26 protein-coding genes are annotated in these 23,004 nt (G+C 68.3%); 18 read left to right on the top strand and 8 right to left on the bottom strand.

Translation table 11 applies throughout. The features are described from left to right. The first annotated feature begins 9 nt into the window (after positions 1–9). From coxB to ACZ5XO_RS09275, 5 genes are read left to right on the top strand one after another with little or no spacing between them, the layout of a single operon-like run. Positions 10–939: a cytochrome c oxidase subunit II gene (coxB, locus tag ACZ5XO_RS09295; RefSeq protein WP_464162085.1), complete on the top strand. Its 930-nt coding sequence runs from the start codon at positions 10–12 to the stop codon at positions 937–939. Further along, positions 936–3,482 carry a cbb3-type cytochrome c oxidase subunit I gene (locus ACZ5XO_RS09290; RefSeq protein ID WP_464162084.1) on the top strand — a complete coding sequence of 849 codons (2,547 nt, stop codon included), beginning with the start codon at positions 936–938 and terminating at the stop codon, positions 3,480–3,482. The genes coxB and ACZ5XO_RS09290 overlap by 4 nt, the downstream gene beginning before the upstream one ends. After that, positions 3,479–3,778: a hypothetical protein gene (locus ACZ5XO_RS09285; protein ID WP_464162083.1), complete on the top strand. Its 300-nt coding sequence runs from the start codon at positions 3,479–3,481 to the stop codon at positions 3,776–3,778. The genes ACZ5XO_RS09290 and ACZ5XO_RS09285 overlap by 4 nt, the downstream gene beginning before the upstream one ends. 55 nt (positions 3,779–3,833) lie before the next feature. Next, complete coding sequence (locus tag ACZ5XO_RS09280) at positions 3,834–5,075, top strand: putative DNA modification/repair radical SAM protein (RefSeq protein ID WP_464162082.1); 1,242 nt, start codon at positions 3,834–3,836, stop codon at positions 5,073–5,075. Next, positions 5,075–6,520: a UdgX family uracil-DNA binding protein gene (locus ACZ5XO_RS09275; RefSeq protein ID WP_464162081.1), complete on the top strand. Its 1,446-nt coding sequence runs from the start codon at positions 5,075–5,077 to the stop codon at positions 6,518–6,520. Before ACZ5XO_RS09280 ends, ACZ5XO_RS09275 begins: the two co-directional genes overlap by 1 nt. A gap of 123 nt (positions 6,521–6,643) precedes the next feature. Here the strand turns inward: ACZ5XO_RS09275 and ACZ5XO_RS09270 are convergent, their stop codons facing one another. Then, positions 6,644–6,892, bottom strand: a complete 249-nt coding sequence (locus ACZ5XO_RS09270; protein WP_464162080.1) for a hypothetical protein — start codon at positions 6,890–6,892, stop codon at positions 6,644–6,646. Positions 6,893–7,034: 142 nt separating this feature from the next. Here ACZ5XO_RS09270 and dinB point away from each other — a divergent pair, with 142 nt between their 5' ends. Both dinB and ACZ5XO_RS09260 read left to right on the top strand, forming a co-directional pair. Further along, a complete protein-coding gene (dinB, locus tag ACZ5XO_RS09265) occupies positions 7,035–8,114 on the top strand; it encodes a DNA polymerase IV (protein ID WP_464162079.1) in 1,080 nt (359 codons plus the stop codon). Positions 8,115–8,143: 29 nt separating this feature from the next. Then, complete coding sequence (locus ACZ5XO_RS09260; RefSeq protein WP_464162078.1) at positions 8,144–8,722, top strand: alpha-ketoglutarate-dependent dioxygenase AlkB; 579 nt, start codon at positions 8,144–8,146, stop codon at positions 8,720–8,722. On the opposite strand, the gene ACZ5XO_RS09255 is transcribed toward ACZ5XO_RS09260, so the two are convergent. Both ACZ5XO_RS09255 and ACZ5XO_RS09250 read right to left on the bottom strand, forming a co-directional pair. Beyond that, the gene (locus tag ACZ5XO_RS09255; RefSeq protein WP_464162077.1) at positions 8,719–9,915 is read right to left on the bottom strand and encodes a DUF6880 family protein; all 1,197 of its coding nucleotides are present in this window, start codon (positions 9,913–9,915) and stop codon (positions 8,719–8,721) included. The two genes, ACZ5XO_RS09260 and ACZ5XO_RS09255, sit on opposite strands and share 4 nt — an antisense overlap. An 8-nt stretch (positions 9,916–9,923) precedes the next feature. Beyond that, a complete protein-coding gene (locus ACZ5XO_RS09250) occupies positions 9,924–10,472 on the bottom strand; it encodes a DUF4126 domain-containing protein (protein WP_464162076.1) in 549 nt (182 codons plus the stop codon). Between the two features lie 143 nt (positions 10,473–10,615). Here ACZ5XO_RS09250 and ACZ5XO_RS09245 point away from each other — a divergent pair, with 143 nt between their 5' ends. Further along, complete coding sequence (locus ACZ5XO_RS09245) at positions 10,616–10,828, top strand: hypothetical protein (protein WP_464162075.1); 213 nt, start codon at positions 10,616–10,618, stop codon at positions 10,826–10,828. Between the two features lie 105 nt (positions 10,829–10,933). Here ACZ5XO_RS09245 and ACZ5XO_RS09240 read toward each other — a convergent pair whose 3' ends face one another. Continuing rightward, on the bottom strand, positions 10,934–11,752 hold the full coding sequence (locus ACZ5XO_RS09240) for a Crp/Fnr family transcriptional regulator (protein WP_464162074.1): 819 nt from the start codon (positions 11,750–11,752) through the stop codon (positions 10,934–10,936). A gap of 167 nt (positions 11,753–11,919) precedes the next feature. On the opposite strand from ACZ5XO_RS09240, the gene ACZ5XO_RS09235 reads away from it, so the two are divergent. Both ACZ5XO_RS09235 and ACZ5XO_RS09230 read left to right on the top strand, forming a co-directional pair. Beyond that, positions 11,920–12,129 (top strand): hypothetical protein, encoded by a 210-nt coding sequence (locus ACZ5XO_RS09235; RefSeq protein ID WP_464162073.1) that lies wholly within the window; start codon positions 11,920–11,922, stop codon positions 12,127–12,129. Positions 12,130–12,168: 39 nt separating this feature from the next. Continuing rightward, the gene (locus tag ACZ5XO_RS09230; RefSeq protein ID WP_464162072.1) at positions 12,169–12,939 is read left to right on the top strand and encodes a Crp/Fnr family transcriptional regulator; all 771 of its coding nucleotides are present in this window, start codon (positions 12,169–12,171) and stop codon (positions 12,937–12,939) included. Positions 12,940–13,253: 314 nt separating this feature from the next. Here the strand turns inward: ACZ5XO_RS09230 and ACZ5XO_RS09225 are convergent, their stop codons facing one another. Further along, positions 13,254–13,997 carry a Crp/Fnr family transcriptional regulator gene (locus tag ACZ5XO_RS09225; RefSeq protein ID WP_464162071.1) on the bottom strand — a complete coding sequence of 248 codons (744 nt, stop codon included), beginning with the start codon at positions 13,995–13,997 and terminating at the stop codon, positions 13,254–13,256. Between the two features lie 230 nt (positions 13,998–14,227). Here ACZ5XO_RS09225 and ACZ5XO_RS09220 point away from each other — a divergent pair, with 230 nt between their 5' ends. Beyond that, positions 14,228–14,728 carry a YciE/YciF ferroxidase family protein gene (locus tag ACZ5XO_RS09220; protein ID WP_464162070.1) on the top strand — a complete coding sequence of 167 codons (501 nt, stop codon included), beginning with the start codon at positions 14,228–14,230 and terminating at the stop codon, positions 14,726–14,728. 100 nt (positions 14,729–14,828) lie between these two features. On the opposite strand, the gene ACZ5XO_RS09215 is transcribed toward ACZ5XO_RS09220, so the two are convergent. The 3 genes from ACZ5XO_RS09215 to ACZ5XO_RS09205 form a co-directional block, all read right to left on the bottom strand. Further along, positions 14,829–15,002 carry a DUF1328 domain-containing protein gene (locus tag ACZ5XO_RS09215; protein ID WP_464162069.1) on the bottom strand — a complete coding sequence of 58 codons (174 nt, stop codon included), beginning with the start codon at positions 15,000–15,002 and terminating at the stop codon, positions 14,829–14,831. Between the two features lie 401 nt (positions 15,003–15,403). Then, a complete protein-coding gene (locus tag ACZ5XO_RS09210) occupies positions 15,404–15,628 on the bottom strand; it encodes a DUF6894 family protein (RefSeq protein WP_464162068.1) in 225 nt (74 codons plus the stop codon). A 119-nt stretch (positions 15,629–15,747) separates the two neighbouring features. Beyond that, positions 15,748–15,936, bottom strand: a complete 189-nt coding sequence (locus ACZ5XO_RS09205) for a hypothetical protein (protein ID WP_464162067.1) — start codon at positions 15,934–15,936, stop codon at positions 15,748–15,750. Positions 15,937–16,086: 150 nt separating this feature from the next. Between ACZ5XO_RS09205 and ACZ5XO_RS09200 the strand changes: the two genes are divergently transcribed. From ACZ5XO_RS09200 to ACZ5XO_RS09170, 7 genes are all read left to right on the top strand, one after another. Continuing rightward, positions 16,087–16,482 (top strand): hypothetical protein, encoded by a 396-nt coding sequence (locus ACZ5XO_RS09200; protein WP_464162066.1) that lies wholly within the window; start codon positions 16,087–16,089, stop codon positions 16,480–16,482. After that, a complete protein-coding gene (locus ACZ5XO_RS09195; protein WP_464162065.1) occupies positions 16,483–17,316 on the top strand; it encodes a TIGR02587 family membrane protein in 834 nt (277 codons plus the stop codon). A gap of 2 nt (positions 17,317–17,318) precedes the next feature. Next, the gene (locus ACZ5XO_RS09190) at positions 17,319–17,693 is read left to right on the top strand and encodes a hypothetical protein (protein WP_464162064.1); all 375 of its coding nucleotides are present in this window, start codon (positions 17,319–17,321) and stop codon (positions 17,691–17,693) included. 186 nt (positions 17,694–17,879) lie between these two features. Then, positions 17,880–18,239 carry a hypothetical protein gene (locus ACZ5XO_RS09185; protein ID WP_464162063.1) on the top strand — a complete coding sequence of 120 codons (360 nt, stop codon included), beginning with the start codon at positions 17,880–17,882 and terminating at the stop codon, positions 18,237–18,239. A 14-nt stretch (positions 18,240–18,253) separates the two neighbouring features. Beyond that, positions 18,254–18,895: a hypothetical protein gene (locus tag ACZ5XO_RS09180; RefSeq protein WP_464162062.1), complete on the top strand. Its 642-nt coding sequence runs from the start codon at positions 18,254–18,256 to the stop codon at positions 18,893–18,895. Between the two features lie 202 nt (positions 18,896–19,097). Continuing rightward, positions 19,098–19,406, top strand: a complete 309-nt coding sequence (locus tag ACZ5XO_RS09175) for a TonB family protein (RefSeq protein WP_464162061.1) — start codon at positions 19,098–19,100, stop codon at positions 19,404–19,406. Between the two features lie 159 nt (positions 19,407–19,565). Further along, the gene (locus tag ACZ5XO_RS09170; protein ID WP_464162060.1) at positions 19,566–22,982 is read left to right on the top strand and encodes a response regulator; all 3,417 of its coding nucleotides are present in this window, start codon (positions 19,566–19,568) and stop codon (positions 22,980–22,982) included. Positions 22,983–23,004 lie beyond the last annotated feature (22 nt).

Raw genomic sequence — 23,004 nt, 5'->3', positions numbered from 1 at the left:
GCGCACGCCATGCTGAGCGGCTGGCCGCCCCCGGTGCTGGATCCCGCCGGCCCCTTCGCCGGACCCGTGACCACGGTCGCCTGGGTCCTGTTCATCATGGGGGCCGGGGTTCTGACCCTGGTGCTGTTCGCCCTGGTGGTCGCCCTGTTCGGCCCGCGTCGGTGGAAGCGTCGCGTGGCGGGCGAGAAGCTGGTCTGGATCGGCGGACTGGCCCTTCCCGTCATCGTGCTGAGCGGCCTGCTGGTCTATGGGCTCAGCGTCACCGCCCGGGTGGCCGAGGCGCCGCGTGCGGGGGAAATGCGGGTTCGGGTGACCGGGGAGATGTGGTGGTGGCGCGTGGCCTATCTCGATGATCAGGGGCGCGAGATCGTTCAGGACGCCAATGAGGTCCATATTCCCGCCGGTCGTCCGGTGGTGCTGGAGCTGGAGAGCGCGGATGTGATCCACAGCGTCTGGATCCCGCGCCTCGGCGGCAAGACCGACATGATCCCCGGCCGGCGCAACTTCATGCGTCTGCAGGCCGACGAGCCGGGCGTCTACGCCGGCCAGTGCGCGGAATACTGCGGCGGCCCCCACGCCCTGATGGGACTGGTGGTGGTGGCCCATTCGCCGGCGGAGTTTGCGGCCTGGCGTCTCAGGCAGGCCGCCCCGGCGGCGGCGTCGACCCTGCCCGGCGCGGCGGTCTTCTCGGCCTCGGGGTGCGGGGCCTGCCACACCATCCGGGGAACCGGGGCCAACGGCCTCGCCGGACCGGACCTGACCCATGTGGGGTCACGCCAGACCCTGGGGGCCGGCGTCCTGCCCAATAACCAGGGAACGATGGCGGGGTGGATCGCCGACAGCCAGGGCGTCAAGCCCGGCAATCGCATGCCCGCCTATCCTGTGTTGACGGGGCAGGAACTGCGCGACGTCGCCGCCTATCTGGAAAGCCTGAAATGACGTCGGAAACAGGATTCGACGTCGGCAAGTATGATCGTTTTCCGACGTCCGAGCCTCGACCCCAGGGCGAACTGGAGCAGCTGGAGAAGGCCTGGTGCGGCCCGCGAACGCCGGGGGAGTGGATCACGGCGACCAACAACAACATCATCGGCGTCTACTACGTCGGCGCGGCCATGCTCTTCTTCGTGCTGGCCGGGGTTCTCGCCCTCTTGATGCGAACCCAGCTGGCCCTGCCGATGAACGGCTTCCTGCCTCAGGACACCTACAACCAGATCTTCACCATGCACGGCACGGTGATGATGTTCCTGTTCGCCGTGCCGGCTGTCGAGGCCCTGGGCGTGCTGTTGCTGCCGCAGATGCTCGGCGCGCGCGACCTGCCGTTCCCGCGACTGGGGGCCTATGCCTTCTGGGCCTATCTGATCGGGGGGCTGGCCTTCTTCTGCTCCCTTTTCGTCGGTCTGGCGCCGGACGGCGGCTGGTTCATGTACCCGCCTCTGACCAGCACCACCTATTCGCCGGGGATCAACGCCGACTTCTGGCTGCTGGGCATCGGCTTTATCGAGATATCGGCCATCGCCGGAGCCATAGAGATCATCGTCGGGGTGCTGAAGACGCGCGCGCCCGGCATGACCCTCGACAAGCTGCCGATCTTCGCCTGGGCCATGCTGATCTTCGCCTGCATGATCATCATCGCCTTCCCCTCCATCATTCTGGCGACCCTTCTTCTGGAGCTGGAACGGGCCTTGGGCTGGCCCTTCTTCGATCCGCTCAAGGGCGGCGATCCCCTGCTGTGGCAGCACCTGTTCTGGTTCTTCGGCCACCCGGAGGTCTACATCATCTTCCTTCCGGCGGCGGGAGCCATGTCCACCATCATCCCGGCCATGGCGCGCACGCCGCTGGTCGGACACCCCCTGGTGGTCATGGCCATGCTGGCGACGGGCTTCATCAGCTTCGGCGTCTGGGCCCACCACATGTTCACTACGGGCATGCCGCAGATCAGCATCAATTATTTCAGCGCGGCCTCCATGGCGGTCAGCGTGCCGGCGGGGGTTCAGGTCTTCGCCTGGATCGCGACCATGGCGGCCGGGCGGATGCGCTTCTCGACGCCGGGCCTGTTCGCTGTCGGCGGGATGGTCATATTCGTCATGGGCGGTCTGACCGGGGTCATGGTCGCCATGGTCCCCTTCGACTGGCAGGCCCACGACAGCTATTTCATCGTCGCCCACCTGCATTACGTCCTGATCGGCGGCATGGTCTTCCCCCTGTTCGCCGCCATCTACTACTGGCTGCCGATGTCCAGCGCACGGCCCCTGAGCGAGCGGTGGGGGCGGTGGACCTTCTGGCTGATGTTCGCCGGGCACAACATCACCTTCATGCCCATGCATCTGACGGGCCTGATGGGCATGCCCCGACGGGTCTACACCTATCTGCCGGAACGGGGCTGGGACCTTCCCAACCTCGTCTCGACCACAGGCGCCTTCATGTTCGGTCTGGCGGTCTTGCTGTGGGTCATCGACATGGCGCGCAACTACAGACCCTTTGGACCGCGTGAGGCCGGCGATGTCCATGGCGGTCCCGGCCTGGAATGGCTGCCCAGCGGCTTCTACTCCGTGCGCTCCATCCCGGTGGTGAAGAGCCTCTATCCCCTGTGGGAGCAGAAGGGGCTGGCCCAGGAGGTGGCGGCGGGCCGCTACCTCCTGCCGGGCGCGGCCCGGGGCGAGCGCCAGACCCTGGTCACCAGCCCGCTGAACGCCGAGCCGCAGTATGTGCTGCGCATCCCCAGACCCTCGGCCTGGCATGTGTTCGGCGCGGTCTTCACGGCGGGCTTCTTCCTGATCCTGACCATCCAGGCCTATGCCGCGGCCGTCGTCAGCGGCGTGCTGGCCGTCTACTGCATCATGCGCTGGTGCTGGTTCCTGGACGCCCCCCACGCCCGCAAGACGACCGACATCGGGGCGGCGATCCGCATGCCCAACTACGTCTCGGGTCCCTCGAGCCACGGCTGGTGGGCCATGGTGATCGTGCTGATCGTCGGCGCCATGGTCTGCCTGCTGGCCGCGTTCTCCTATGTCTTCCTGTGGAGCCGGCGACCGGATCTCTGGCAGGCGCCGCCTGCCGTCAGCTCGCTTCTGGCGCCCCTCGGTCTGATGGTCGTGACCGGCCTTTGCGCCGTCGCAGCGCCGCGGGCCGTGCGGATGGCGCGCGACGGGTCGGCTTCGGCCGCCGCCGGCCTGCTGGTGCTGGCCAGCGTGGCGGCGATCGCGGCGTCGATCCTGGAGGCCAGGGCCTGGTGGGCGAGCGGATTGCGGCCGGAGGCTTCCAGCCAGGGCGCTTCGGTTTACGCCCTGCTGAGCTGGGCCGGGACCTTCGCGGCCATCGGCGGTCTGATGGGACTCTATGTCTTGCTGAGGCGCCTGTTCGGCCGTCTTGCGGCTGAACGCCCCTCGACGGTGGACCTGATCAGCCTCTTCCTGGCCTTCACCGCGGCCCAGGCGATCGGCGTCATTCTCCTGGTCCGCCTCTTCCCGGGCGGCGGGACATGAGACGCTGGTCGAGGATGGCCGGCGGCCTGCTGATATGGGCCGTGCACTTCATGGGGGTCTATCTGATTTCCAGCGCCGCCGACGTCTGGTCGTCAAGCGAGGGCGCGGGGGCGCGCTGGATAGGCCTGGCCTTCAGCCTGGGCTGTCTCCTCGCCGTCATCGCCCTGGCGGTCTGGCTCGCCAGGGGGAGAAGCGAGGGGTCCGGCGCCGAGGCCTGGGAAGGGCGCGTAGGGATGACGGGGGCTCTGATGGCCGGGATCGGCGTCTTCTGGCAGACAGCGCCCCTCGTTTTCTGACCAGGGGTTTACGGCCACGCTGTACCTCGACGGAATTGGAACGTATCATGAACATATGGCGCGTATCGATCTTCGACGAAAGCTCTCCATCCTGTCCGACGCGGCCAAGTATGACGCCTCGTGCGCGTCGTCCGGCGCCCCCAAACGCAACTCCCTCGACGGCAAGGGCGTGGGTTCGACCGAGGGCATGGGCATCTGCCACGCCTATACGCCGGACGGCCGCTGCGTCAGCCTGCTGAAGATACTGCTGACCAATTTCTGCATCTATGACTGCGCCTACTGCATCAACCGGTCCTCCTCTAACGTCGAAAGGGCGCGCTTCACGGTCGAGGAGGTGATCGACCTGACCCTGGCCTTCTACAGGCGCAACTATATCGAGGGGCTCTTCCTGTCGTCGGGGGTCATCCGCTCCGGCGACTACACGATGGAGCAGCTGGTCGAGGTCGCGCGCCGCCTGCGCGAGGATCACGACTTTCGCGGCTATATCCATCTCAAGCTCATCCCGGAGGCGGATGAGCGACTGGTGTCCCTGGCCGGGCGCTACGCCGATCGTCTTTCGGCCAATATCGAACTGCCGAGAGACGAGGCCCTGGGGCGTCTGGCGCCTGAGAAGGACGCCCGGCTGATCCGCAGGACCATGGGGCAGGTGCGGCTGCGACTGGAAGCGGCCAGGCCGGAGAAGAGGGACAGGACCCGCCCGCCGGTCTTTGCGCCCGCCGGACAGTCGACCCAGCTGATCATCGGCGCAGACGGCGCGCCCGACACGGAAATCCTCGACCGCAGCGCCTCCCTCTACGGCGGATACGGCCTTCGGCGGGTCTACTACTCCGCCTTCAGTCCGATAGCCGACAGTTCGGATGTCCTGCCGCTGTCGAAGCCGCCGCTGATACGGGAGCACAGGCTCTATCAGGCCGACTGGCTTATGCGTTTCTATGGTTTCAGCGCGCCCGAGATCGGAGAGGGCGCCGTCGACGGGATGCTGGATCTGGCGGTCGATCCCAAGCTGGCCTGGGCGCTGAAGCGGCGCGAAGTCTTTCCTGCGGACGTCAATGCGGCGCCGCGCGAGGCCCTGCTGCGGGTTCCCGGCCTGGGCGTGAAGGCTGTCGACCGGATCCTGTCCGTCCGGCGTTATCGGACCTTGAGGCTGGAAGACGTGGCCCGGCTGACGCGCTCGATCGACAAGGTTCGGCCGTGGATCGTCGCCCTCGACTGGACGCCGGGCGGATTGACCTACGCCGCCGACCTGCGAGCCCGCCTGGCGCCGCGTCGGGCGCCGGAGCAGCTGAGCCTCTTCTGATGCATACGGTTGTCCTGGCCAGTGAGACCGATCTGGAAGGATGGAAGGCCGCGGCGCGCGGCCTGAGACGGGCGGGCGTCGAACCCGCGCGGGCGCGTTTCGCAATGGCGGAGGAGCGACAGGACGGGCTGTTCGGTCCCGAGGAAAAGCCGGGGGCGCCTGACGGGGAAGGCGGCTTCTGCGTGCCTCGCGCCTTCCTCGACACGGTCGGAGACCTGATCCTGCATCGGGCCCCGGATCGCTTCGATCTGATGTACCGCCTGCTGTGGCGGTTGCGGGACGAGCCGGATCTGATGCGGGCGGCCTGCGACCCTGATGTCGCGGCGGCGGCGGAGCGCGTGAAGACCGTGCGCAGGGCCGCCCACAAGATGAAGGCCTTTGTCCGCTTTCGCGAAACAAGGGATGAGGAAGGCGAGCATTGGGTCGCCTGGTTCGAGCCCGCGCACCGCGTCCTGGAAAAGACCGCACCCTTCTTCGCCCGGCGGTTCAGCACCATGCGCTGGTCCATCCTGACGCCGGACGGCACGGCGCGCTGGGACGGGCGGAGTCTTGGCTTCGGGCCGCCCGCACGTCAGGATCAGGCGCCGCGGGCGGACGAGGTCGAGGATTTCTGGCGCGCCTACTACGCCTCGACCTTCAACCCGGCCCGTCTGCGGACGCGCATGATGCAGTCGGAGATGCCGAAGCGTTACTGGAAGAATCTGCCGGAAGCCTCGCTCATCGCGGAACTCGTGGCGTCGGCCTCGGTTCGAACCGAGGCCATGGTGTCCGAACCCGCGCCCCGTCCCAATGAGAAGTTTCAGAGGCTGCGCGCCCGCCCTGTCGACAGGGCGGCGACCGACGAGATGAGACCGGACCATCTCGCGGAATTGCAGAGGGGCGTGCAGGGCTGTCGTCGCTGCCCGCTGTGGCGCGACGCCACCCAGGCGGTGTGCGGCGAGGGACCGGCGCGCGCGCGCTTGATGATCGTCGGCGAGCAGCCGGGGGATCAGGAGGATCTCGCCGGGCGCCCGTTCGTCGGTCCGGCGGGCCGCCTGCTGGACGAGGGTCTTGCACAAGCCGGTCTGGATCGCGCCGAAGCCTACCTGACCAACGCCGTCAAACATTTCAAGCACGAGCCGCGCGGCAAGCGACGGCTCCACAGGACGCCTGACGCAGGGGAGGTCCAGGCCTGTCGCTGGTGGCTGGACCATGAACTCAGGCTGGTGAGACCGCGTCTGATCCTGGCGCTCGGCGCGACCGCCGGCGCGGCCCTGCTGGGCCGAAAGCCGGCGATCCAGTCGGAACGGGGAAGGGTCGTTGAAAGCCGGGAGGGCGACCGGGTCCTGCTCACCGTCCATCCGGCCTATCTCCTGCGCCTGCCGGACGCCGAGGCGCGCCGACGGGAGCGCCTGGCCTTCCTGGAGGACCTGCAGGTCGCGAAGAGGGCGATCGACGCCGTTTGAGACGCGGTCCAGGGGCCGGAAGGGCCGGGGAGCTGCGCCTCCCGTTTCCCGGCCGGCCCTTCTGAACCCGGCCTTTTCCAGGCCGGCGGGGCCGGGGCCTCGCCTTGATCAAGGCGGCCGGCTTCAGGCGGCCGCCTTCCTGTCCGCGGGCGCTGGGGGCAGGAGCGGTTCGGGCGGAAAGCCGAGGTCGGGATTGCTTCGAACCTCGACCAGGCGTTCGCCGTGGTAGAGGCAGGCGGTCGAGAAGCCGATCCATTCGCTCATGACCCCGTCCAGCGCCTTGCGGGCCGACTGATCGTCTGAAGCCGGCAGGACCTGGATTTCGCGAGCCGGAACGCCTGGCATGTTGATGATGCAATAGTATGAAATCACGCACTTTACCCTGATATTGGCGCATCAAACGGCCCTTGGCGCGGCGAGTTCCCTTGAGCCGGATTTCGGGCGCGCCTTTCGCCGAGCCTGGCGGCGTAAAGCAGATGTTCCGTTTTTGTTCCAGTCTTGCTAGGTGTCCTTGATGGACGTCGCCCAGCCTCGCAAGATCATCCACGTGGACATGGACGCCTTCTTCGCCTCGGTGGAGCAGAGGGATGATCCCGGCCTGCGCGGGCGGCCCGTGGCCGTGGGGCACGCCGCCGCGCGCGGCGTGGTCGCAGCCGCCAGCTATGAGGCGCGGCGCTTTGGAGTGCGTTCGGCCATGCCCTCGAGCACGGCCTTGCGCAAATGTCCCGACCTGGTCTTCACGCCGCCGCGCTTCGAAGTCTATCGCGCCGTGTCGGCCCAGATCCACGCCATATTCGCCGACTACACCGCCCTGGTGGAGCCCCTGTCCCTGGATGAGGCCTATCTCGACGTCACGGCCAATGCGAGGGGGCTGCCCACGGCGACCGCCACGGCGGCGGAGATACGGGCGCGGATTCTGGAAGCGACGGGCCTGACGGCCTCCGCGGGCGTTTCCTACAACAAGTTTCTCGCCAAGCTGGCCTCTGATCAGCGCAAGCCCGATGGTCAGTTCGTCGTGCCGCCCGGCCGCGGAGAAGCCTTTGTCGCGGCCCTGCCGGTGAAGCGTTTTCACGGCGTCGGACCGGTCACGGCCGAGAGGATGAATCGGTTGGGCATCGAGACCGGAGAGGATCTGAGGCGGCAGTCGCTCGCCTTCCTCCAGCAGCACTTCGGCAAGTCCGGCGCCTGGTACTATGCGATGGCGCGAGGGCGGGACGAGAGACCGGTCAATCCGGATCGGGAGCGCAAATCCAGCGGATCGGAAACCACCTTCGCCAGCGACATGGTCGAACCCGCCGCCATTGAAGCAGGCGTGGACGCCATGGCCGACGAGGTCTGGGCCTGGTGCATGAAGGCCGGCGCCCTCGGCCGCACCGTGACGGTCAAGGTCAAATGGGCCGACTTCCGCCAATCCACCCGAAGCCGCTCCTTTGTCGAACCCGTCGCTTCCCGGGCGCGATTGCGGGACGTGGCGCGTCTGCTGGTCCGGTCTCTCTATCCGCCGACGATCGGGGTGCGCCTGGTCGGGGTGACGCTTTCCAACCTCGAGAAGGCGAGGCCGGGCGCCGGTCCAGGCGAACTGGCGCTGTCGTGACCATGGTCCAGGGGGACCTCTTCGGTCATATGCCCGAGCCGGCTGGTCCCGCCGGTTTCGACTACAGGGCCGACATCCTGTCGACGGCCGAGCAGTCGATCGCGGTCGAGCAGCTGCAGCGGCTGGGTTTCAGACCCTATGAACACGGGGGCTATCAGGGTTTCCGGCATATCGCCGCCTTCGGGCGCCGCCATGACCTGGCGCAGGGGCGGATGGGGGCGACGGATCCCTGGCCTGACTTCATGCTCGATCTTCTGCGGCGGATCGCCCGAAGGGTCGGGGCGGATGAAGGCGTCTTCGTCCAGGCGCTCGTCAACCGGTACGCGCCAGGCGCCGGCATAGGCTGGCACAGGGACCGGCCCGTCTACGGCGAGATTCTCGGCGTCTCCTTCCTTGCGCCCTGCCTCATGCGCCTGCGCCGCAGGGAAGAGGCTGGATGGCGAAGGGACGCCGTCCTGCTGGATCCGGGCTCGGTCTATCGGCTCTCGGGCGAGGCGCGCCGGGATTGGGAGCATTCCATCTCGCCCATGACGGCGCTGCGCTATTCCATCACCTTCCGGACGCTTGCGTCGCCGACGGCGTCGGTCTCGGCCCAGGACCTCCTCTAGCCTGCAAGCCTGTCGGCGGCTTCTGGAAAGCGTTGGGACAGGCGGGCCGCCCAGTCCGCCGAGGCCGGCCCGGCCTGTCGCGCCTCGCGGGGGCGGGCCAGGACCATGGCCGCCGCCTCCCGATGAGCCGGCCAATCCATCAGGAACTGGAGGGCCGCCCTGAAATCGGCATGGGTCGAGGCATGGGCGAAGGCCCGGTCCAGGGCCTCGACGTCATCGAAGTCGGGCAGTCGGGCGAGATAGTCGCGCAGAACCGGGACCGAAAGATCGCGTTCGAACAGGCGCCAGCGCAGGTCCTGGGCCTCCTGGCGGCTTCCCTCGGCTTCCAGCAGGTCGATGGAGGCGGCCTCCCAGGCCGGGGTGAGGCGGGGCGGGCCGTCCGAGGGGGCGCGACCGAAGGTCCAGCGGCGGTTGAGCGGCGAAGGGGCGAGGGCGGCTTCCAGGGCCGCGCGAGCCTCGACGACCCGGCCCGCGCGCAGGAGGCGGCGCGCGATGTCGGCGGCGACGTCAGGGGCGCCCGCCTGCTCGGGCGTGACGAGGGAGAGCCAGAGGTCCAGGTCCTGCGCCCGGTCGGCCAGGCGGCGCACGAGATTGCGGCCCGCCGGGCTCTTTCTGACGACGGCGGGCAGACGGTCGAGAAGACGTCGCGCCGTGCCGGGCGTGAGCGCTTCTCCCGCGGCCGCGATCCAGCGGCTGTAGTCCTGGGGGCGCCGGCCGAGGGCGTCGATCAGATCGCGCAGGGCCATGTCGTCTGCGGCCTCGGCCAGGGCGAAGAGATCGGGCGCGGCCTGTTCAAAAACGACGGGGAGTTCGCCCTTGACGTCCTTCACCCGGACGTTCAGGCCCGGGTGAAGATCGAACCAGCGGATGAGGACGCCCAGGGCCCGGGCGGCGTCCTGGGGGGCCAGGCGTGCGGTGATCATGAGCCGATGGGCGTCGAGATCCTCGATCAGTTCGCCGCGCTTGCGCCAGGAGACGCGGGTTCGCGCAGCGGCGAGAGCGGTGATGCGCTTGTCGATCTCCAGGGCCAGGGCCTCGGGTCCGACCCCGGCGGCGAGCTCCAGCCGGAGACGGCGCTTGAGATTGGCGTTCCCGGCGCCGGCCTCGATCAGCAGCTCGGCCAGACGCGGCGCGCCGAGATGGACCAGATTGGCGGCGGAGAGCCGGCGGGTGAAGCGGGGTTGTCGCGCCATGAAGTCCTTTATCCGGGCGAGGGCGCCCGCCGGCGGCCCCATAGCATGGATGAGGGCGGTTCGGTCGGGCGTCCGGGGCGTCCTGAACGGCGCCGCTCCGGGGCCCTTGCGGCCGAGGCCGTGATCAGGGCGGTCGCGGCCAGGGTCAGGACGTCTTCGACCAACCCGCTTCGCCTCTGACCGTATCGGCGCATGGCGCGTTTGCGAAGGGCCAGGCCGGCATAGCCCCCGACGACCGCGCCGACGGCTCCCAATGCCGCGGCGCGGCCTCTGAGGGCGCGCGGGGCCATGGCGGCGCCCGCAAGACCTCCGCTGATGAGGCGCGCCGCCAGTCCCGGCGGCACGGTGCGATCCGGAGCGGAATTCATCTTGTCGCCGAGGATTTCGCCGACCGCCAGAAGGGTCGCGCCGACCGCGACGCAGCGGCCTGCGAGAAAGGACGGCGCGCCGTTGCCGGGCGCCAGGCCGCCGGCGCGCGCCGCCAGGGCCACGGCGGCCAGCGGCGTCATGGATCTCTGGCCCGCGGCCAGTCCGATCAGAAGGGGACGAAAATTCATGGCGATCTCCTTTCGGCGACCTGAACCAGGGTTTCGGTTTTCCCGGGGTTCCGGGTGTCCGTTGCACGACCCCCGGGGCCTGCGTCATCCGGTCCTGGAACCTTGGCCGTCGCCCTTCGCTGTCCTTGGATCACGGAGGAAACATGAACCAGATCCATGTCATAGAGCGCGTCTTTCAGATCGCCGATGAAAACCGGGCCTGTCTGAGGATCAGCGACCTGTGCGAAGCCCTGGCGCGCGAGGGCTATACGACCAAGGACATGATGCACCTCGAGGGCTGGAGCATTCGCGAGCAGCTGCGGGCGCGCATGAAGGCGCGCGACGCCGCCGCCGGGGCGCTCAAGCCCGCCGCCTGACCGGCGAGAAGGGCGAGGCCTTTCGCGCGGCCTTCTGGAGGTTCGCCGTCGGCCCTGAACCGCCCGACCAAGCGTCGGAAGCCCGGATCCGGCCTGGCGGGGAGGCTAGACGGCCGCCCTGGAAGGCGTGTGCGTTGCGATTTCGCCGGAGGTCTCCGCCGGCGACCAGGAGGCCGGCTCGGGGGCTAGGGAAGCCTGTTCGCTGCGGCGAGAGAGGTTGGGCGAGACCTGGACAGGCTCGCCGCAGCCGCAGGCGGCCTGGCGAAGACCGGCGAGATCCAGGACCTGGACCTTGCCCCGGCCGAAACGGACCAGATCAAGGGCCTGGAGACGACCGGCCGCGGCGTTGATGCTGGTTCTCTGGACGCCCAGCATGGCGCCGAAATCGGACTGGGTGAGGTGAAGCGGGGCGCCGTTTCCGCCGCAGTGGAGGCGAATGATCCATTTGGCCAGGCGCTCCGGTACGAGATGGGAGGCGTTGCACGCGGCCTCGGCCGCCAGCCCGGCCAGCCTTGACGGCGCCTGTCGGGCGACCAGACGCTCGAACCAGTCGCGTCCCATGGATTCCAGCACCGCCTCGGCCGGCACCCGACCGACGAGGGTGTCGATCAGGGCCCGAACCCGGGCGCGCGGAGCGCCGGACGCAAGGTGATGATCCCATCCATGGACGGCGCCCGCCGGCGTCATGGCGACGCAGACGCCGCCCGATCCCGGAAAGAGGCCCAGCACCCCCGTGAGAACGAAATAGAGGTCGTCGTCGTCCGGGAGGGCTTCGCCGGCCGCCAGGGACTGGGATCGGCTCGTCGCCTCGATGCGTGATCGGGCGTTCGGGGGCAGGGCCTGGAAGACGGGATGGTCCTGCACCACGAGGTGGGCGCGGCGAGGGCCTGAATTCAGGGCTGTGAGGCCGTTCATGGTCTGCATGTCGCACTCCTGGGCGGGGAGTTTGGCGCCTTGCGCCTCGGCCGCCACTCACATGGGTTAGGAGGAAGAAGGGCGGTCAGGCCCGCGACGGCGATCCGGATCTGTCGGAGACCCGACCGAGGAACGGCGCTTCGGGGCGTGAGCTTCGGGTTCGGCAAGGAGAGGCCATGACTGATTTCACTGTCCGATTCAGCAGCCGCGGGACCCGCGTCCTGCGCACCGAGACCGTGGTCGCCCGCGATCTTCTTTCCGTCACGGCCAGGGTGAAGCGTCGCCTCGGCGCCAGCCGATCCTTCGCCCAGGCCGACGGGTTCGAGGCGGGAGGACCCAGACTTGTTCCGGCTTCGGACCGTTTCGGGGTGAGCGCCGCGCCCTGATGAAGCGCGCAGCCGGGCTCGGAACCCTCGAGAGGCTGGATGGTTTGGCAAGCGTTGCTGCGGAATAGGCCGTCTTGCCTGGAGGTCGCCCTGATCAGCCCCCTGATCGACAAACTGTCGCGTCGTGACGTCATCACGGAAGAGGAAATGGCCGTCCTGGCCGACGTGGTCGCGCCCCCGGTCCTGCTCAAGGCCGGAGAAAACATCGTCGAGCAATATGACAGGCCGTCGCGCAGCACCCTGCTGCTCGAAGGCTTCGCCGCCCGCTATGTCGTCCTGATGAACGGGGCGCGCCAGATCACCGAGCTGAACGTGCCCGGGGATTTCGTCGACCTTCACAGCCTTCTGATGAGTCCGATGGACCACGGGGTGGTCTGCCTGACGGACTGCGCCGTCGGCTATTGTCCGCACGAGTCGCTGCGACGGATTTCCCAGACCCAGCCCCATCTGACGCGGCTGCTCTGGCTCGAGACCCTCATCGACGCGGCCGTGCATCGCCAATGGCTGGCCGGTCTCGGGCGAAGATCCGCCCTGGGCCGTTTCGCCCACCTGCTGTGCGAGGTCTATCTGCGCCTCGCCTCCGTGGAGCGCGCCGGGGGGCGCAGGATGGAGCTGCCGCTGAGCCAGGCCGTACTCGCCGACGTGCTCGGCCTTTCGGCCGTCCACGTCAATCGGTCCGTGGCCCAGCTGCGGGCCGACGGTCTCGTGGAATGGAGCGGCCGCTTCATCCGGATTCTCGACTGGGACCGGCTGGTCCGTGTGGCTGAATTCGACCCGACCTATCTGCGTCTCGGCCGGGATCCCGTGTGAGCGGAAGGCGGTCGGGGTTCCGGGCGTCAGCGACGGCGCGAGGCGGGGAGGCGGCGACGCGGTGCGGGCGAGGGGCGTCCCGAAGCGCGCATCACGGGCGTCCGGCCCAGGAACAGGGTGAGAAGGCGCCGGACAATTCGGGGCAGACGAGGCATGTCGTCACTTCCTTTCAGATCCCCACTCTGCGCCTGACCCGCCAGGGTGCAAACAACATGGGTTAGTCAGGCGAGGAAGCGGCCTCTCTTCCGTCGTCCGCCGCCGCCCGTGTCCGGAGCGGCGGCGCGACAGGGCAGGGCGACCCGATCCGCTCGCCTTCAGGCGCGAGGTCCGCAGTCGGCGCTCAGATTGGCCGCCTGGGCCAGGCTGGAGAGGTTCTGCAGCACCGCCCGCCCGGCTCGATAATCGACGAGGTTGTTGCGGCGCAGCTGCTGCAGGGTGCGGTTCATGTGCACGGCGCTGAGCCCCAGGATGTCCGCCAGAACATCCTGGGTGAGCGGCAGGCGCAGCACGCCGTCGTCCGCGGCTTCCAGCCGCGACTGGCGCTCATGAAGTTCAAGCAGAAGGTGAGCTGTCCGCTCGTAGGCGTTGAGACGTCCAAGTCTTATCACCTGACGCGCCATGCGAAGCCGTTCCGCCGTCCGGTAGTGCCGCCAGGCCTCCAGCAGGGGTTCGCTCTGGGTGCGGGGCTCGGACATGGCGATCCAGAAGGCCGTGGCGTCGATCGTGGCGAGGTCGTTCAGGGCCCAGACCAGCATGTCCGCATCCACTGCGCCGGAGGCCACGATCATCTCGCCGGGCAGGCTCAATCCGACGATCTGGCGACGACCGTCCTCAAGCATGGCGCCGCGGGCCGCCCAGCCCCGGATCACCAGCCTGGCTTCGTTGCGTTCGGGAAAGAGAGGCACCGGCGTCCCGGCCGGATGGCTTTGCAGGACTCCGCTGAAGCAGTCGCGGATATAGGCGATGTCATCGGCGCCCAGCGGCCCGAAACTGGACAGCATCTGCTCCAGCGAGGCTGTGAGCCGGGTTTCAACGCGGGTTTCCGACTGATTCTTCATGGCCTTAGACCAACAGCATGGCTTCGGCGTTTTTGTTCTTCACATAGGTTGGTTTCGCGCCACTTGGCGCGAGGTTCTCAGGCGTCCTCGATCTCGGGGAGAGAGCCGGCGACAGGCGCGGCGCCGGGGCGTTCAGTCGGCTGAGGGGAGGCGTGTCGGGTTGCGGGCACAGGGGAACGCGGGGGACGGCGTCGCCTTTCCTAGGCTTCAATCCGACACGGGAGGCCCATATGGCTGAGAAGACGCTGGAAACCCTGTTCCACGACACCTTGCGCGACATCTACTACGCTGAGCGCAAGATCCTGAAATCCCTGCCGAAGATGGCGCGGGCCGCCCAGGCTCCCGCACTGAGGTCGGCGTTCGAGAAACACAGGGAGCAGACCGAAGGGCAGGTCGAACGCCTGCAACAGGTCTTCGAAATCATCGGCAAGCCGGCGCGCGGCAAGACATGCGATGCGATCGAAGGCATTCTCGCCGAAGGCGATGAAGTCATCGAGACCTACGCCGGCGCCCCGGCCCTGGACGCCGGCCTGCTGGCGGCCGCCCAGGCCGTGGAGCATTATGAGATCACCCGCTACGGGACCCTGAAACGATGGGCCCAGGTTCTGGGGCTCAAGGAGGCTGTCGCCCTCCTGGACGAAACCCTCCAGGAGGAAGGCCAGACCGACATGGATCTCACGGCCATCGCCGACCAGGTCGTGAACGCCGAAGCCCTGCGGCCGGCGGGCTGACGCCTGCGACCGGTTTGCCGGGCTCCTCCGGCCGTGGCGTCAGGCGGCGGCGGGAGGAGCCCGGACCGGCGCGACCTGGGCCCTCGGGTTCAGGGCCTCGTCAGGTGATCTTCCTGGCCGCCGTGAAACCGAGAAACAGGAAGACGGCGAAGATGATGAGGGCGAGAACGGCGAGGAATTTGGCGATCCCGGCGGCTGCGCCGGCGATCCCCCCGAACCCGAGCAGGCCGGCGATGATGGCGACGACGGCGAAAATCAGGGCCCATTTCAGCATGTGCGATCTCCTTTGAAGCTCCGAGCCAACGTCGTCCTTTCCGACGCGGTTCCCGGGATTTCGCAGACGAGGGTCCGGGCCGGCGGGTCCGATGGACGCGCCTGGGGCCCAGAGCCGTGTGTGTCGGACACCGGACGCAACACGCGCTGGACCGATGCGGTCCATGATCCGCCTTCGCCGTTCCGGGAGATGGAACCGAAAGCGCGCGCACGGCGGTTGAGTTCGGTTCCCGACCTTGCGGCGGCGGCGGGGAACTTCAGCGGGAGCAGGCTGTTCGATCTACGCATTCTCCCGGGGGGGAGACATGCGCTATGGCCCGGCCTGTTGCTCGTCTGCTGGCGACGGGTCGGGTCGTTTCTTCGGTGCGGCAGGTCGGCGAGAGCGACCGGCGGCCTTCATGTTCAGACGGCGTCGGCGCAGGCCTCGACACAACAGACATTTTTTCCCTGGGGGGTCGTCACCCTCACGCGAAGTCTGAAGGCGCCGCTCTGGAGCAAGGGGCGTTCGCGCATGATCTCCGACGCCAGGAGGACGGCTTCGCGCCAGGCTTCCGCGTCAGACTGCGCCTGGCCCTCCAGCGTCATTTCCGGATCGACGCCGGTCACGAGGAAATCATAGGTCGCCATGCAGGGGACTACGCATGAAACCGGCAAGCGTCGGCCGATGCCCATAACCCGACACAAGGATTTCTTCGCCGTCAGGGCAGGCGCGCCGAGCCCCGCCGTCCGCCGCCGGGGTCATCCGGTCAGTCGGCGCCTGGGAAAACAGCGCCGATAAGATCCTCGCCCAGGAAGACCTTCGCGGCCACGGCGCTGGCGTGTCGACCAATCAGCAATCGGGCTTCCGCGATGGCTTCGGAAGGGCTCGTCGCGTCCATCGCCTCCATGTGCGGCGTGGCGGAATGGGTCGATTCAATGAAGCAGAAATAGGTCAAGGCCGACTCCTTCATTCCGGCGGGGCGCAAGCCTGCGGCGTGCGTCTCCGATCTCGGCCAGTCGCGGCGTCCGGGAGACATGCCAGAGATTGTGCCAGCCTAGATGGAATTCGCCCGCAAGGCGAATGTCGCCGCTGCGCCAGACAGGCCATGCAAGTCCGCGACGGATCCCGGACGGTCTGGTCCTCCGCTCCGGCGGCCCAGCGCCAGACGGGGAACGGCTCGGACGGAGGCGGCGTTGGCCTGATGGAACAATATCAAGAGGTCTCCATGGTCCCGGAAGAATCCCGTCGTCACGACAAGGCCGTCGCCGCCGTTCATCAGGGCAGACCCGTCTCCGCGCGCTATGTCCGGGGCGGCAGGCGCGGCAGGGGACGGATGCTGGCCATCCTGATCGTCTCGACGGCGGCGACGGCGGCGCTTCTGCTTGGGCTTTGGGGGCTGAGCAACGGCGTCTTCGATCGGCAGAACCCGTCCGAGGACCAGAAGGCTGAAGACGCCCGGACCTTCGAGGGCGAGGCGCCCCTCCCGGCGCCAGCGGTCTAGATGGCGACGGCTGGACGGACGGCGCTGTGGCGCTCCCGGGGAGGCGAGGCCGACTATGCGAGAGATCTCGGACGCGCCTTCGGCGGAGCCTTGCTGTTCAGTCTCCCGCTCCTGATGACCATGGAGATGTGGGCCCTGGGGCACGCCGCCTCGGCCGGCCGCCGTCTGGCCTTTGTTCTTGGCGCCCTGCCCATGCTGTACGGCCTGGCTCACTATGCGGGTTTTTCCGCGCGCCGCGGGCCGCTGAACAATCTTCTAGACATGCTGGCGGCGCTCTTTGCGGGCTTCATCACCTCTCTGGCCCTGCTCGCCCTCTTCAATGTCCTGGACCGGAGCTCATGGTCGGCGGGCGCAGGGCAGGTCTCCCTGCAGGCCATGCCTGCCGCCCTGGGGGCGCTTGCGGCGCGACGCCAGCTGTCGGCGAGCGGAGAGCCGGAGGAGGAAGGCGCGGCCTCCTATCCGGGCGAGCTGTTTCTGATGCTGGCCGGGGCGCTCTATTTCGCCATGAACCTGGCGCCGACTGAAGAGATGCGGCTGATCGCCTATCGCACCCCTCCGGCGGGGGTGTTGGGCGTGCTCCTGCTGTCGGTCGTGGTGTTGCATCTCATCGTGTTCGAGGCGGGGTTCGCGGGGCAGGAGGACAAGGACTCGCCATGGCGCGCCTTCATAGACTTCACCCTGCCAGGCTATGGGCTCTGCCTCGCAGCCAGCCTGGCCATGCTCTGGGTGTTCGGCGGCCTCGACGGGCACGGTCTTCAGGCCGTCTCGGCCAATGTGGTGGTGCTCGCCTTTCCGGCCGCGATCGGCGCCGCCGCAGCCCGGCTCCTGGTCTAGGCATGGCGCGCCGCAAGACCTCTCTTCGTCCGTCCCGTCTGCAGAAGGTTTGCGCCCTGGCGGGCCTGGTCGTCACCTGCGGCGTCGTCGCGATTCTCGCGGCGTCGGCCCTGTCGGACGCCTCGCCTCCGGATCTTTCCATCCGCGTGGAAGCGGTCCGAAGGGGCGCGGAGGCCTGGAGGGTGGAGGCGAGGGTGACCAATGAAGGCGACCTCACCGCCGCCGCCGTGCAAATCGAGGGACAGACGGGGGCGGAGCGGGCGGAGGCTGTCCTGGACTACGTGCCCGGCCACGGCTCCAGAACCGTGACCCTGGTCTTCGGGGGCCATGAGCGCCCACGGCCCAGGTTGAGGGTCTCGGGGTGGTCGTCGCCCTGACGCGGGATCCTGTCCAGGGGACTGGCGGGACGGCGCCGGGAGCCTGTGTCCGGTACCCGTCTCAGCCGCGGCGAATCCAGGCGTCGCGGGGGCGATGGAGGTTCCGCGGCGGACTGAGAGCCTCCGGGCCGGAACCCCGTTGAAGGCGGCGGACTTCCCCTCCGGCAATCACGGAAAGGAATCCCTATGACCAGAGCGATCTACGCCCTCGCGGCGACAGCGCTTCTGCTGGCCGCCTGCGGCGACAAGACGGCCGACGAGGGGCGGGTGGAAGGACCGGTGGTGTCGGAGTCCGAGGCTCCCCGCAATCCCGCTGTCGATGCGGCCGCGGGAACCGAGACCGCCCTCACGCCCGGAGCCAGCTCCTTCACCGAGGCCCAGGCGCGCTCGGCCATGGAGAAGCAGGGCTATGTCGTGACAGGTCCCCTGAGCCAGGACGCTCAAGGAATCTGGAGCGCCATGGCGACCAGGGACGGCGCCGAAGCGCGGGTGTCCGTCGACTACAAGGGCGCTGTCAGCGCCGCCGCAAATCCCCGCCAGAACTGATCAGGAGTTGTAGAATGGCCGTCGTCACCCGTCTCTTCAATCAACACGATGAAGCCCTCGAAGCCGTATCTGCGCTTGAGCGTGCAGGGGTTGATCCCGACCGGATCAGCCTGGTGTCCAATAACGCCGACAACTGGCACGCCGGTCACCGCCACCCGGACGCCGACCGCCACCGCGGCGACCTCAACGGAGACGGGGAGAACGACATCGCGGAAGGCGCCGGCAAGGGCGCCGCGACGGGCGGCGTGCTCGGGGCGGGGGCCGGCGTTCTCGCCGGGCTCGGCATGCTGGCCATCCCGGGCCTGGGGCCGGTTGTCGCGGCCGGCTGGTTGGCGTCGACCGCCGTCGGAGCGGCGGCCGGAGCGGCCGTCGGCGGGACCGCAGGGGGACTGCTGGGCGCCCTGAAAGAGGCCGGGCACGACGATGACGAGGCCCAGGTTTACGCCGAAGGCGTCCGTCGCGGCGGAACCCTGGTCAGCGTCAGAACGGAGGAGTCGGACCGGGTGCGGGTCGAGACCCTCCTGAACGACCGGCGGGGCTTTGATTCCCTGTCGCGCGGGGCGGACTATCGGCAAGGGGGCTGGTCGCGGTTCGATCCCGAAGCGGCGCCCTGGACGCCCGAACAGATCGCCGCGGAACGCGCCCGCTATCGCTGAATCCGCGCCCGCGCCTCTCCAGGCTTGACGCGCGGGCGGCGATCCCGGTCAACGGGGAAGGGCACGGCCCTCCGTCTTGCGACGGAGGGCCGTTCGTCGTCCAGTCCCCCGCTGGAGCGCGGACGCCAAGGAGGGAAAAGCGCGCAGGCGGGGCGAGGGAACCCTCCCTTCTCTCCAAGGTTGATCACCAGGAGGGTCCAGCATGAATATTCCAGCCCTGATCGCGCTTCTGGCGGCGTTCGACGCCGCGCCCAGGACGGACGTCGTCTTGAAGGCCGACCCGCCTCGGGAGACGCCCATGGACATTGCGACCCTTCCCCTTATGGCGGTGAGCGTCACTCTGGAATGCACGGCGCGCGCCGACGGACGGGTCGAGAACTGCCAGGTGCTGGGCGAGACCCATCCCGGTCTCGGCTTCGCCGAGGCCGCTGTCGCCCTCATGCGCGAGGCCCAAGTGGAGCCGGGAGACAAGGACTACCAGTTCGCCCGCACAATCCAGTTCACGCCCTGACGGTGCGGACCAGAAGGGCGCGAGAGCCTCGGCGATCCCTCGAATGCGGGACGTCATGGCGCATCGGTCTGCAGAAAAACCAGCACAGGTTATTGCGCTTCCTGAGCGTCTCTCTAGGCAGGAAGGGATTTCCCGGTTCGCCTGAGGTTCTGTTCGCCGATGATGTCCTTCCGCCGCCCGGCCACGGGTTCGAAGACCGAAGCCTGGGCGACGCTCGGATTGGGCCTGGTCCTCGCCTTCTTCCTCGGCACGGGCGGACTGGCCTGGTTCAACGTCCAGGTCCTGAGGGCCAACAACCAGCAGATCATCCACACGCACGAAGTCATCATCGCGGTCGATGAGCTGCTCTCCACCGCCCAGGACGCGGAAACCGGACAAAGGGGCTACCTGCTCACCGGAAACGCCCAGTATCTTCAACCCTATGAGGCGGCGACCCGCGCCGTCGCGCGTCGTCTCGAGGAACTGGGCGCGCTGACGCGGGACAATCCCGTGCAGCAGGCCCATCTTCAGCAGGTCCGGCGTCATGTCGACGCCAAGATGGAGGAGCTCGAGGCGACCATCCGGGCGCGCCGCGCCGAGGGAGTCCAGGCGGCTCTGTCGCGGATGGCCACGGATCGCGGCAAGGAGGAGATGGACGCCATTCGGGCCGGCATGGCTCAGATGCGCCAGGAAGAGCAGCGGCTTCGCCAGCAGCGCATCGAGGAGATGGAGGTCGCCTATACGACGGCCCTGGTCAGCGGCGTCCTGTCCGGGCTTCTGGGCGCCGTGCTCACCCTGGTGATCTTCACGCTGATGCGGCGCACCGCCCGGGCCCGTGAACGTCAGGCCTGGCTCCACGAAGGCCAGGTGGGCCTGGCCGAGGCCATGATGGGGGATCAGTCGCTCGAGCAGCTGGGCGAGAGCATTCTCGCCTATCTGGCGCGCTACGCCGACGTGAGGGCGGCGGCCCTGTTCAAGGGCGAAGAGGGCGTCTATCGCCGTCTCGCCACCCTCGGAACGCCGGCGGACGCCGACATCCCCCTGCGGTTCGGACATCGCGAAGGGCTGCTGGGCCAGGTCGCGGCCGAGGGCGCCGTCCTGACCCTCTCCGACATTCCGGAGGGCTATCTGACCATCGGCTCGGCCCTGGGACGCGACAAGCCCCGTCATCTCGTGATCGCTCCGGCGCGCGCCGACGGCGACGTCAACGCCGTCCTCGAGCTGGGCTTCCTTCAGCCGGCGGACGAACGCCTGACGACCTTGCTGGAGGAGGTCGGGCCCGCCATCGGCTCGGCCCTGCGCTCGGCCCGCTATCGGGCCCGGCTGCAGAACATGCTCGAGGAGACCCAGCGTCAGTCGGAGGAGCTCCAGGTCCAGAGCGAGGAGCTGCGCGTCTCCAACGAGGAACTCGAGGAGCAGGGCCGGGCGCTCAAGGAATCCCAGGTCCGGCTGGAGCAGCAGCAGGTCGAGCTTGAGCAGAACAACAGCCAGCTCGAGGAACAGGCCCAGACCCTGGAGGCCCAGCGCGACGACCTCGAACGCGGCGCCGCGGCCCTGGGGCTGAAGGCGCGCGAGCTCGAGCAGGCCAGCCAGTACAAGTCGGACTTCCTGGCCAATATGTCCCATGAGCTGCGGACGCCGCTCAACTCCCTGCTCATCCTGTCCAAGCTGCTCGCCGATAATCCTGACGGCGGCCTGTCCGAGGAACAGGTGAACTACGCCCGGACCATCCAGTCCTCGGGCAATGACCTCCTGACCCTGATCAACGACATCCTCGATCTGTCCAAGATCGAGGCGGGCCATATCCAGGCGCGCCCCGAAGCCCTGTCCCTGCAGCGGCTGGCCGACGACGTGCGCCAGATGTTCCAGCCTGTCGCGGATGAGGGAGGCCTGGCCTTCGACATCGTCCTGGAGGCCGGGGACGAGCGTCTCGAGACCGATCGCCAGAGACTGGCGCAGATCCTCAAGAACCTGCTCTCGAACGCCTTCAAATTCACCGAAAAGGGAAGGGTGGCCCTCACGGTCTCTTCTGTCGGGAATGAGGTCGCCTTCGCCGTTTCAGACACGGGGATCGGCATCGCTCCGGACCAGCAGAAAGGCGTGTTCGAAGCCTTCCAGCAGGCGGACGGCACCATCAGCCGTCGCTATGGCGGCACGGGCCTGGGCCTGTCCATCTCGCGCGAGCTCGCCCGTCTGCTGGGCGGCCGCATCAGTCTGACGAGCCGTCCGGGGGAGGGCAGCGTCTTCACCCTGGTCCTTCCGCGTCTCTATGACGCGGCGCGTGTGACGCCGCGTGATGCTCCGTCGAACCAGGCCCCGGCGCCCGGCGCCGCGGTCCAGCAGGCGCCCTCGACGCCGTCGGCGCCGACCCGGGCCCTGGAGGACGACAGGGACAGCCTGGCGGGAACGCGACGCCTGCTTCTGGTCGTGGAGGACGACGAGCGGTTTGCGGCCATCGTCAGGGACCTGTCGCGCGAGCTGGGCTTCCAGTGCATCCTGGCCGGCACGGCCGAGGAGGCGCTCACGCTGGCCAAGCGCCACAGGCCCAACGCCGTGGTGCTCGACATCGGCCTGCCGGACCAGTCGGGCCTGACCGTGCTTGACGTGCTCAAGCGGGACGACGACACGCGCCATATCCCGATCCATGTGGTCTCCGCCGAGGACCACACCCAGACCGCGCTCTCTCTGGGCGCCGTGGGCTATGTGGTCAAGCCGGTGGGACGCGAGGCCCTGGCCGAGGTTCTCCGCTCGCTTGAAGACAGGCTCACGCGTCGGGTGAGACGCGTCCTGATCGTGGAGGACGACCCGGTTCAGCGCGAAGCCGTGCGCAAGCTGCTGGAAACGGGCGAGGTCGAAACCGTCGGCGTGGGCACGGCGGCGGAATGCCTCGAACAGCTGAAGACCCAGAGCTTCGACTGCATGGTGCTCGACCTAAGCTTGCCGGACGCATCGGGCTTCTCGCTGCTGGAAACCCTGAGCCGCGAAGGCGGGCAGGCCTATCCCCCCGTCATCGTCTATACGGGGCGCGACCTGTCGCCGGAGCATGAGCAGCAGCTTCGTCGCTACTCCAGTTCGATCATCATCAAGGGCGCCAAGTCGCCGGAGCGTCTTCTGGACGAGGTCTCCCTCTTCCTCCACCAGGTGGTCTCCGAACTGCCGCCCGAGCAGCAGAAGATGATCCGCAAGGCCCGCCACCGCGACGCGGTCCTCGAAGGCCGGCGCATCCTCATCGTCGAGGATGACGTCCGCAACATCTACTCCCTGACCAATGTGCTCGAGCCGCGCGGCGCCGTAGTCGTGATCGCGCGCAACGGCAAGGAGGCGATCGAGGTCCTTGATCGCTCCGCCTCTGACGCGTCCGAAGCCGTCGACCTGGTGCTGATGGATGTCATGATGCCGGTCATGGACGGACTGAGCGCGACGCGTGAGCTTCGCAAGGATCCGCGCTGGCGGGACCTGCCGGTGGTGATGCTGACCGCCAAGGCCATGCCGGACGATCAGGAGCGCTGCATGGCGGCCGGGGCCAACGACTACATGGCCAAGCCCCTGGACGTGGACAAGCTGCTCTCCCTCGTCCGTGTCTGGATGCCGCGGTGAGTCGCCCGACGGCTCCGGCGCC

This window comes from Brevundimonas sp. T2-11, from assembly GCF_055397675.1.
Note: the sequence above shows the minus strand (reverse complement) of the source record. Positions and strands in the feature narration are given on the sequence as shown.

What these genes read in the sequence shown, in the direction of transcription:
- ACZ5XO_RS09240 (WP_464162074.1), bottom strand. Translation starts at nt 11,752, where the DNA reads ATGCAGACCATGAACGGCCTCACAGCCCTGAATTCAGGCCCTCGCCGC.
- ACZ5XO_RS09175 (WP_464162061.1), top strand. Translation starts at nt 19,098, where the DNA reads ATGAATATTCCAGCCCTGATCGCGCTTCTGGCGGCGTTCGACGCCGCG.
- ACZ5XO_RS09200 (WP_464162066.1), top strand. Translation starts at nt 16,087, where the DNA reads ATGCAAGTCCGCGACGGATCCCGGACGGTCTGGTCCTCCGCTCCGGCG.
- ACZ5XO_RS09275 (WP_464162081.1), top strand. Translation starts at nt 5,075, where the DNA reads ATGCATACGGTTGTCCTGGCCAGTGAGACCGATCTGGAAGGATGGAAG.
- ACZ5XO_RS09285 (WP_464162083.1), top strand. Translation starts at nt 3,479, where the DNA reads ATGAGACGCTGGTCGAGGATGGCCGGCGGCCTGCTGATATGGGCCGTG.
- coxB (WP_464162085.1), top strand. Translation starts at nt 10, where the DNA reads ATGCTGAGCGGCTGGCCGCCCCCGGTGCTGGATCCCGCCGGCCCCTTC.
- ACZ5XO_RS09210 (WP_464162068.1), bottom strand. Translation starts at nt 15,628, where the DNA reads ATGGCGACCTATGATTTCCTCGTGACCGGCGTCGATCCGGAAATGACG.
- ACZ5XO_RS09255 (WP_464162077.1), bottom strand. Translation starts at nt 9,915, where the DNA reads ATGGCGCGACAACCCCGCTTCACCCGCCGGCTCTCCGCCGCCAATCTG.
- ACZ5XO_RS09170 (WP_464162060.1), top strand. Translation starts at nt 19,566, where the DNA reads ATGATGTCCTTCCGCCGCCCGGCCACGGGTTCGAAGACCGAAGCCTGG.
- ACZ5XO_RS09250 (WP_464162076.1), bottom strand. Translation starts at nt 10,472, where the DNA reads ATGAATTTTCGTCCCCTTCTGATCGGACTGGCCGCGGGCCAGAGATCC.
- ACZ5XO_RS09190 (WP_464162064.1), top strand. Translation starts at nt 17,319, where the DNA reads ATGGCGCGCCGCAAGACCTCTCTTCGTCCGTCCCGTCTGCAGAAGGTT.
- ACZ5XO_RS09180 (WP_464162062.1), top strand. Translation starts at nt 18,254, where the DNA reads ATGGCCGTCGTCACCCGTCTCTTCAATCAACACGATGAAGCCCTCGAA.
- ACZ5XO_RS09195 (WP_464162065.1), top strand. Translation starts at nt 16,483, where the DNA reads ATGGCGACGGCTGGACGGACGGCGCTGTGGCGCTCCCGGGGAGGCGAG.
- ACZ5XO_RS09220 (WP_464162070.1), top strand. Translation starts at nt 14,228, where the DNA reads ATGGCTGAGAAGACGCTGGAAACCCTGTTCCACGACACCTTGCGCGAC.
- ACZ5XO_RS09225 (WP_464162071.1), bottom strand. Translation starts at nt 13,997, where the DNA reads ATGAAGAATCAGTCGGAAACCCGCGTTGAAACCCGGCTCACAGCCTCG.
- ACZ5XO_RS09230 (WP_464162072.1), top strand. Translation starts at nt 12,169, where the DNA reads ATGGTTTGGCAAGCGTTGCTGCGGAATAGGCCGTCTTGCCTGGAGGTC.
- dinB (WP_464162079.1), top strand. Translation starts at nt 7,035, where the DNA reads ATGGACGTCGCCCAGCCTCGCAAGATCATCCACGTGGACATGGACGCC.
- ACZ5XO_RS09290 (WP_464162084.1), top strand. Translation starts at nt 936, where the DNA reads ATGACGTCGGAAACAGGATTCGACGTCGGCAAGTATGATCGTTTTCCG.
- ACZ5XO_RS09215 (WP_464162069.1), bottom strand. Translation starts at nt 15,002, where the DNA reads ATGCTGAAATGGGCCCTGATTTTCGCCGTCGTCGCCATCATCGCCGGC.
- ACZ5XO_RS09235 (WP_464162073.1), top strand. Translation starts at nt 11,920, where the DNA reads ATGACTGATTTCACTGTCCGATTCAGCAGCCGCGGGACCCGCGTCCTG.
- ACZ5XO_RS09280 (WP_464162082.1), top strand. Translation starts at nt 3,834, where the DNA reads ATGGCGCGTATCGATCTTCGACGAAAGCTCTCCATCCTGTCCGACGCG.
- ACZ5XO_RS09185 (WP_464162063.1), top strand. Translation starts at nt 17,880, where the DNA reads ATGACCAGAGCGATCTACGCCCTCGCGGCGACAGCGCTTCTGCTGGCC.
- ACZ5XO_RS09260 (WP_464162078.1), top strand. Translation starts at nt 8,144, where the DNA reads ATGCCCGAGCCGGCTGGTCCCGCCGGTTTCGACTACAGGGCCGACATC.
- ACZ5XO_RS09245 (WP_464162075.1), top strand. Translation starts at nt 10,616, where the DNA reads ATGAACCAGATCCATGTCATAGAGCGCGTCTTTCAGATCGCCGATGAA.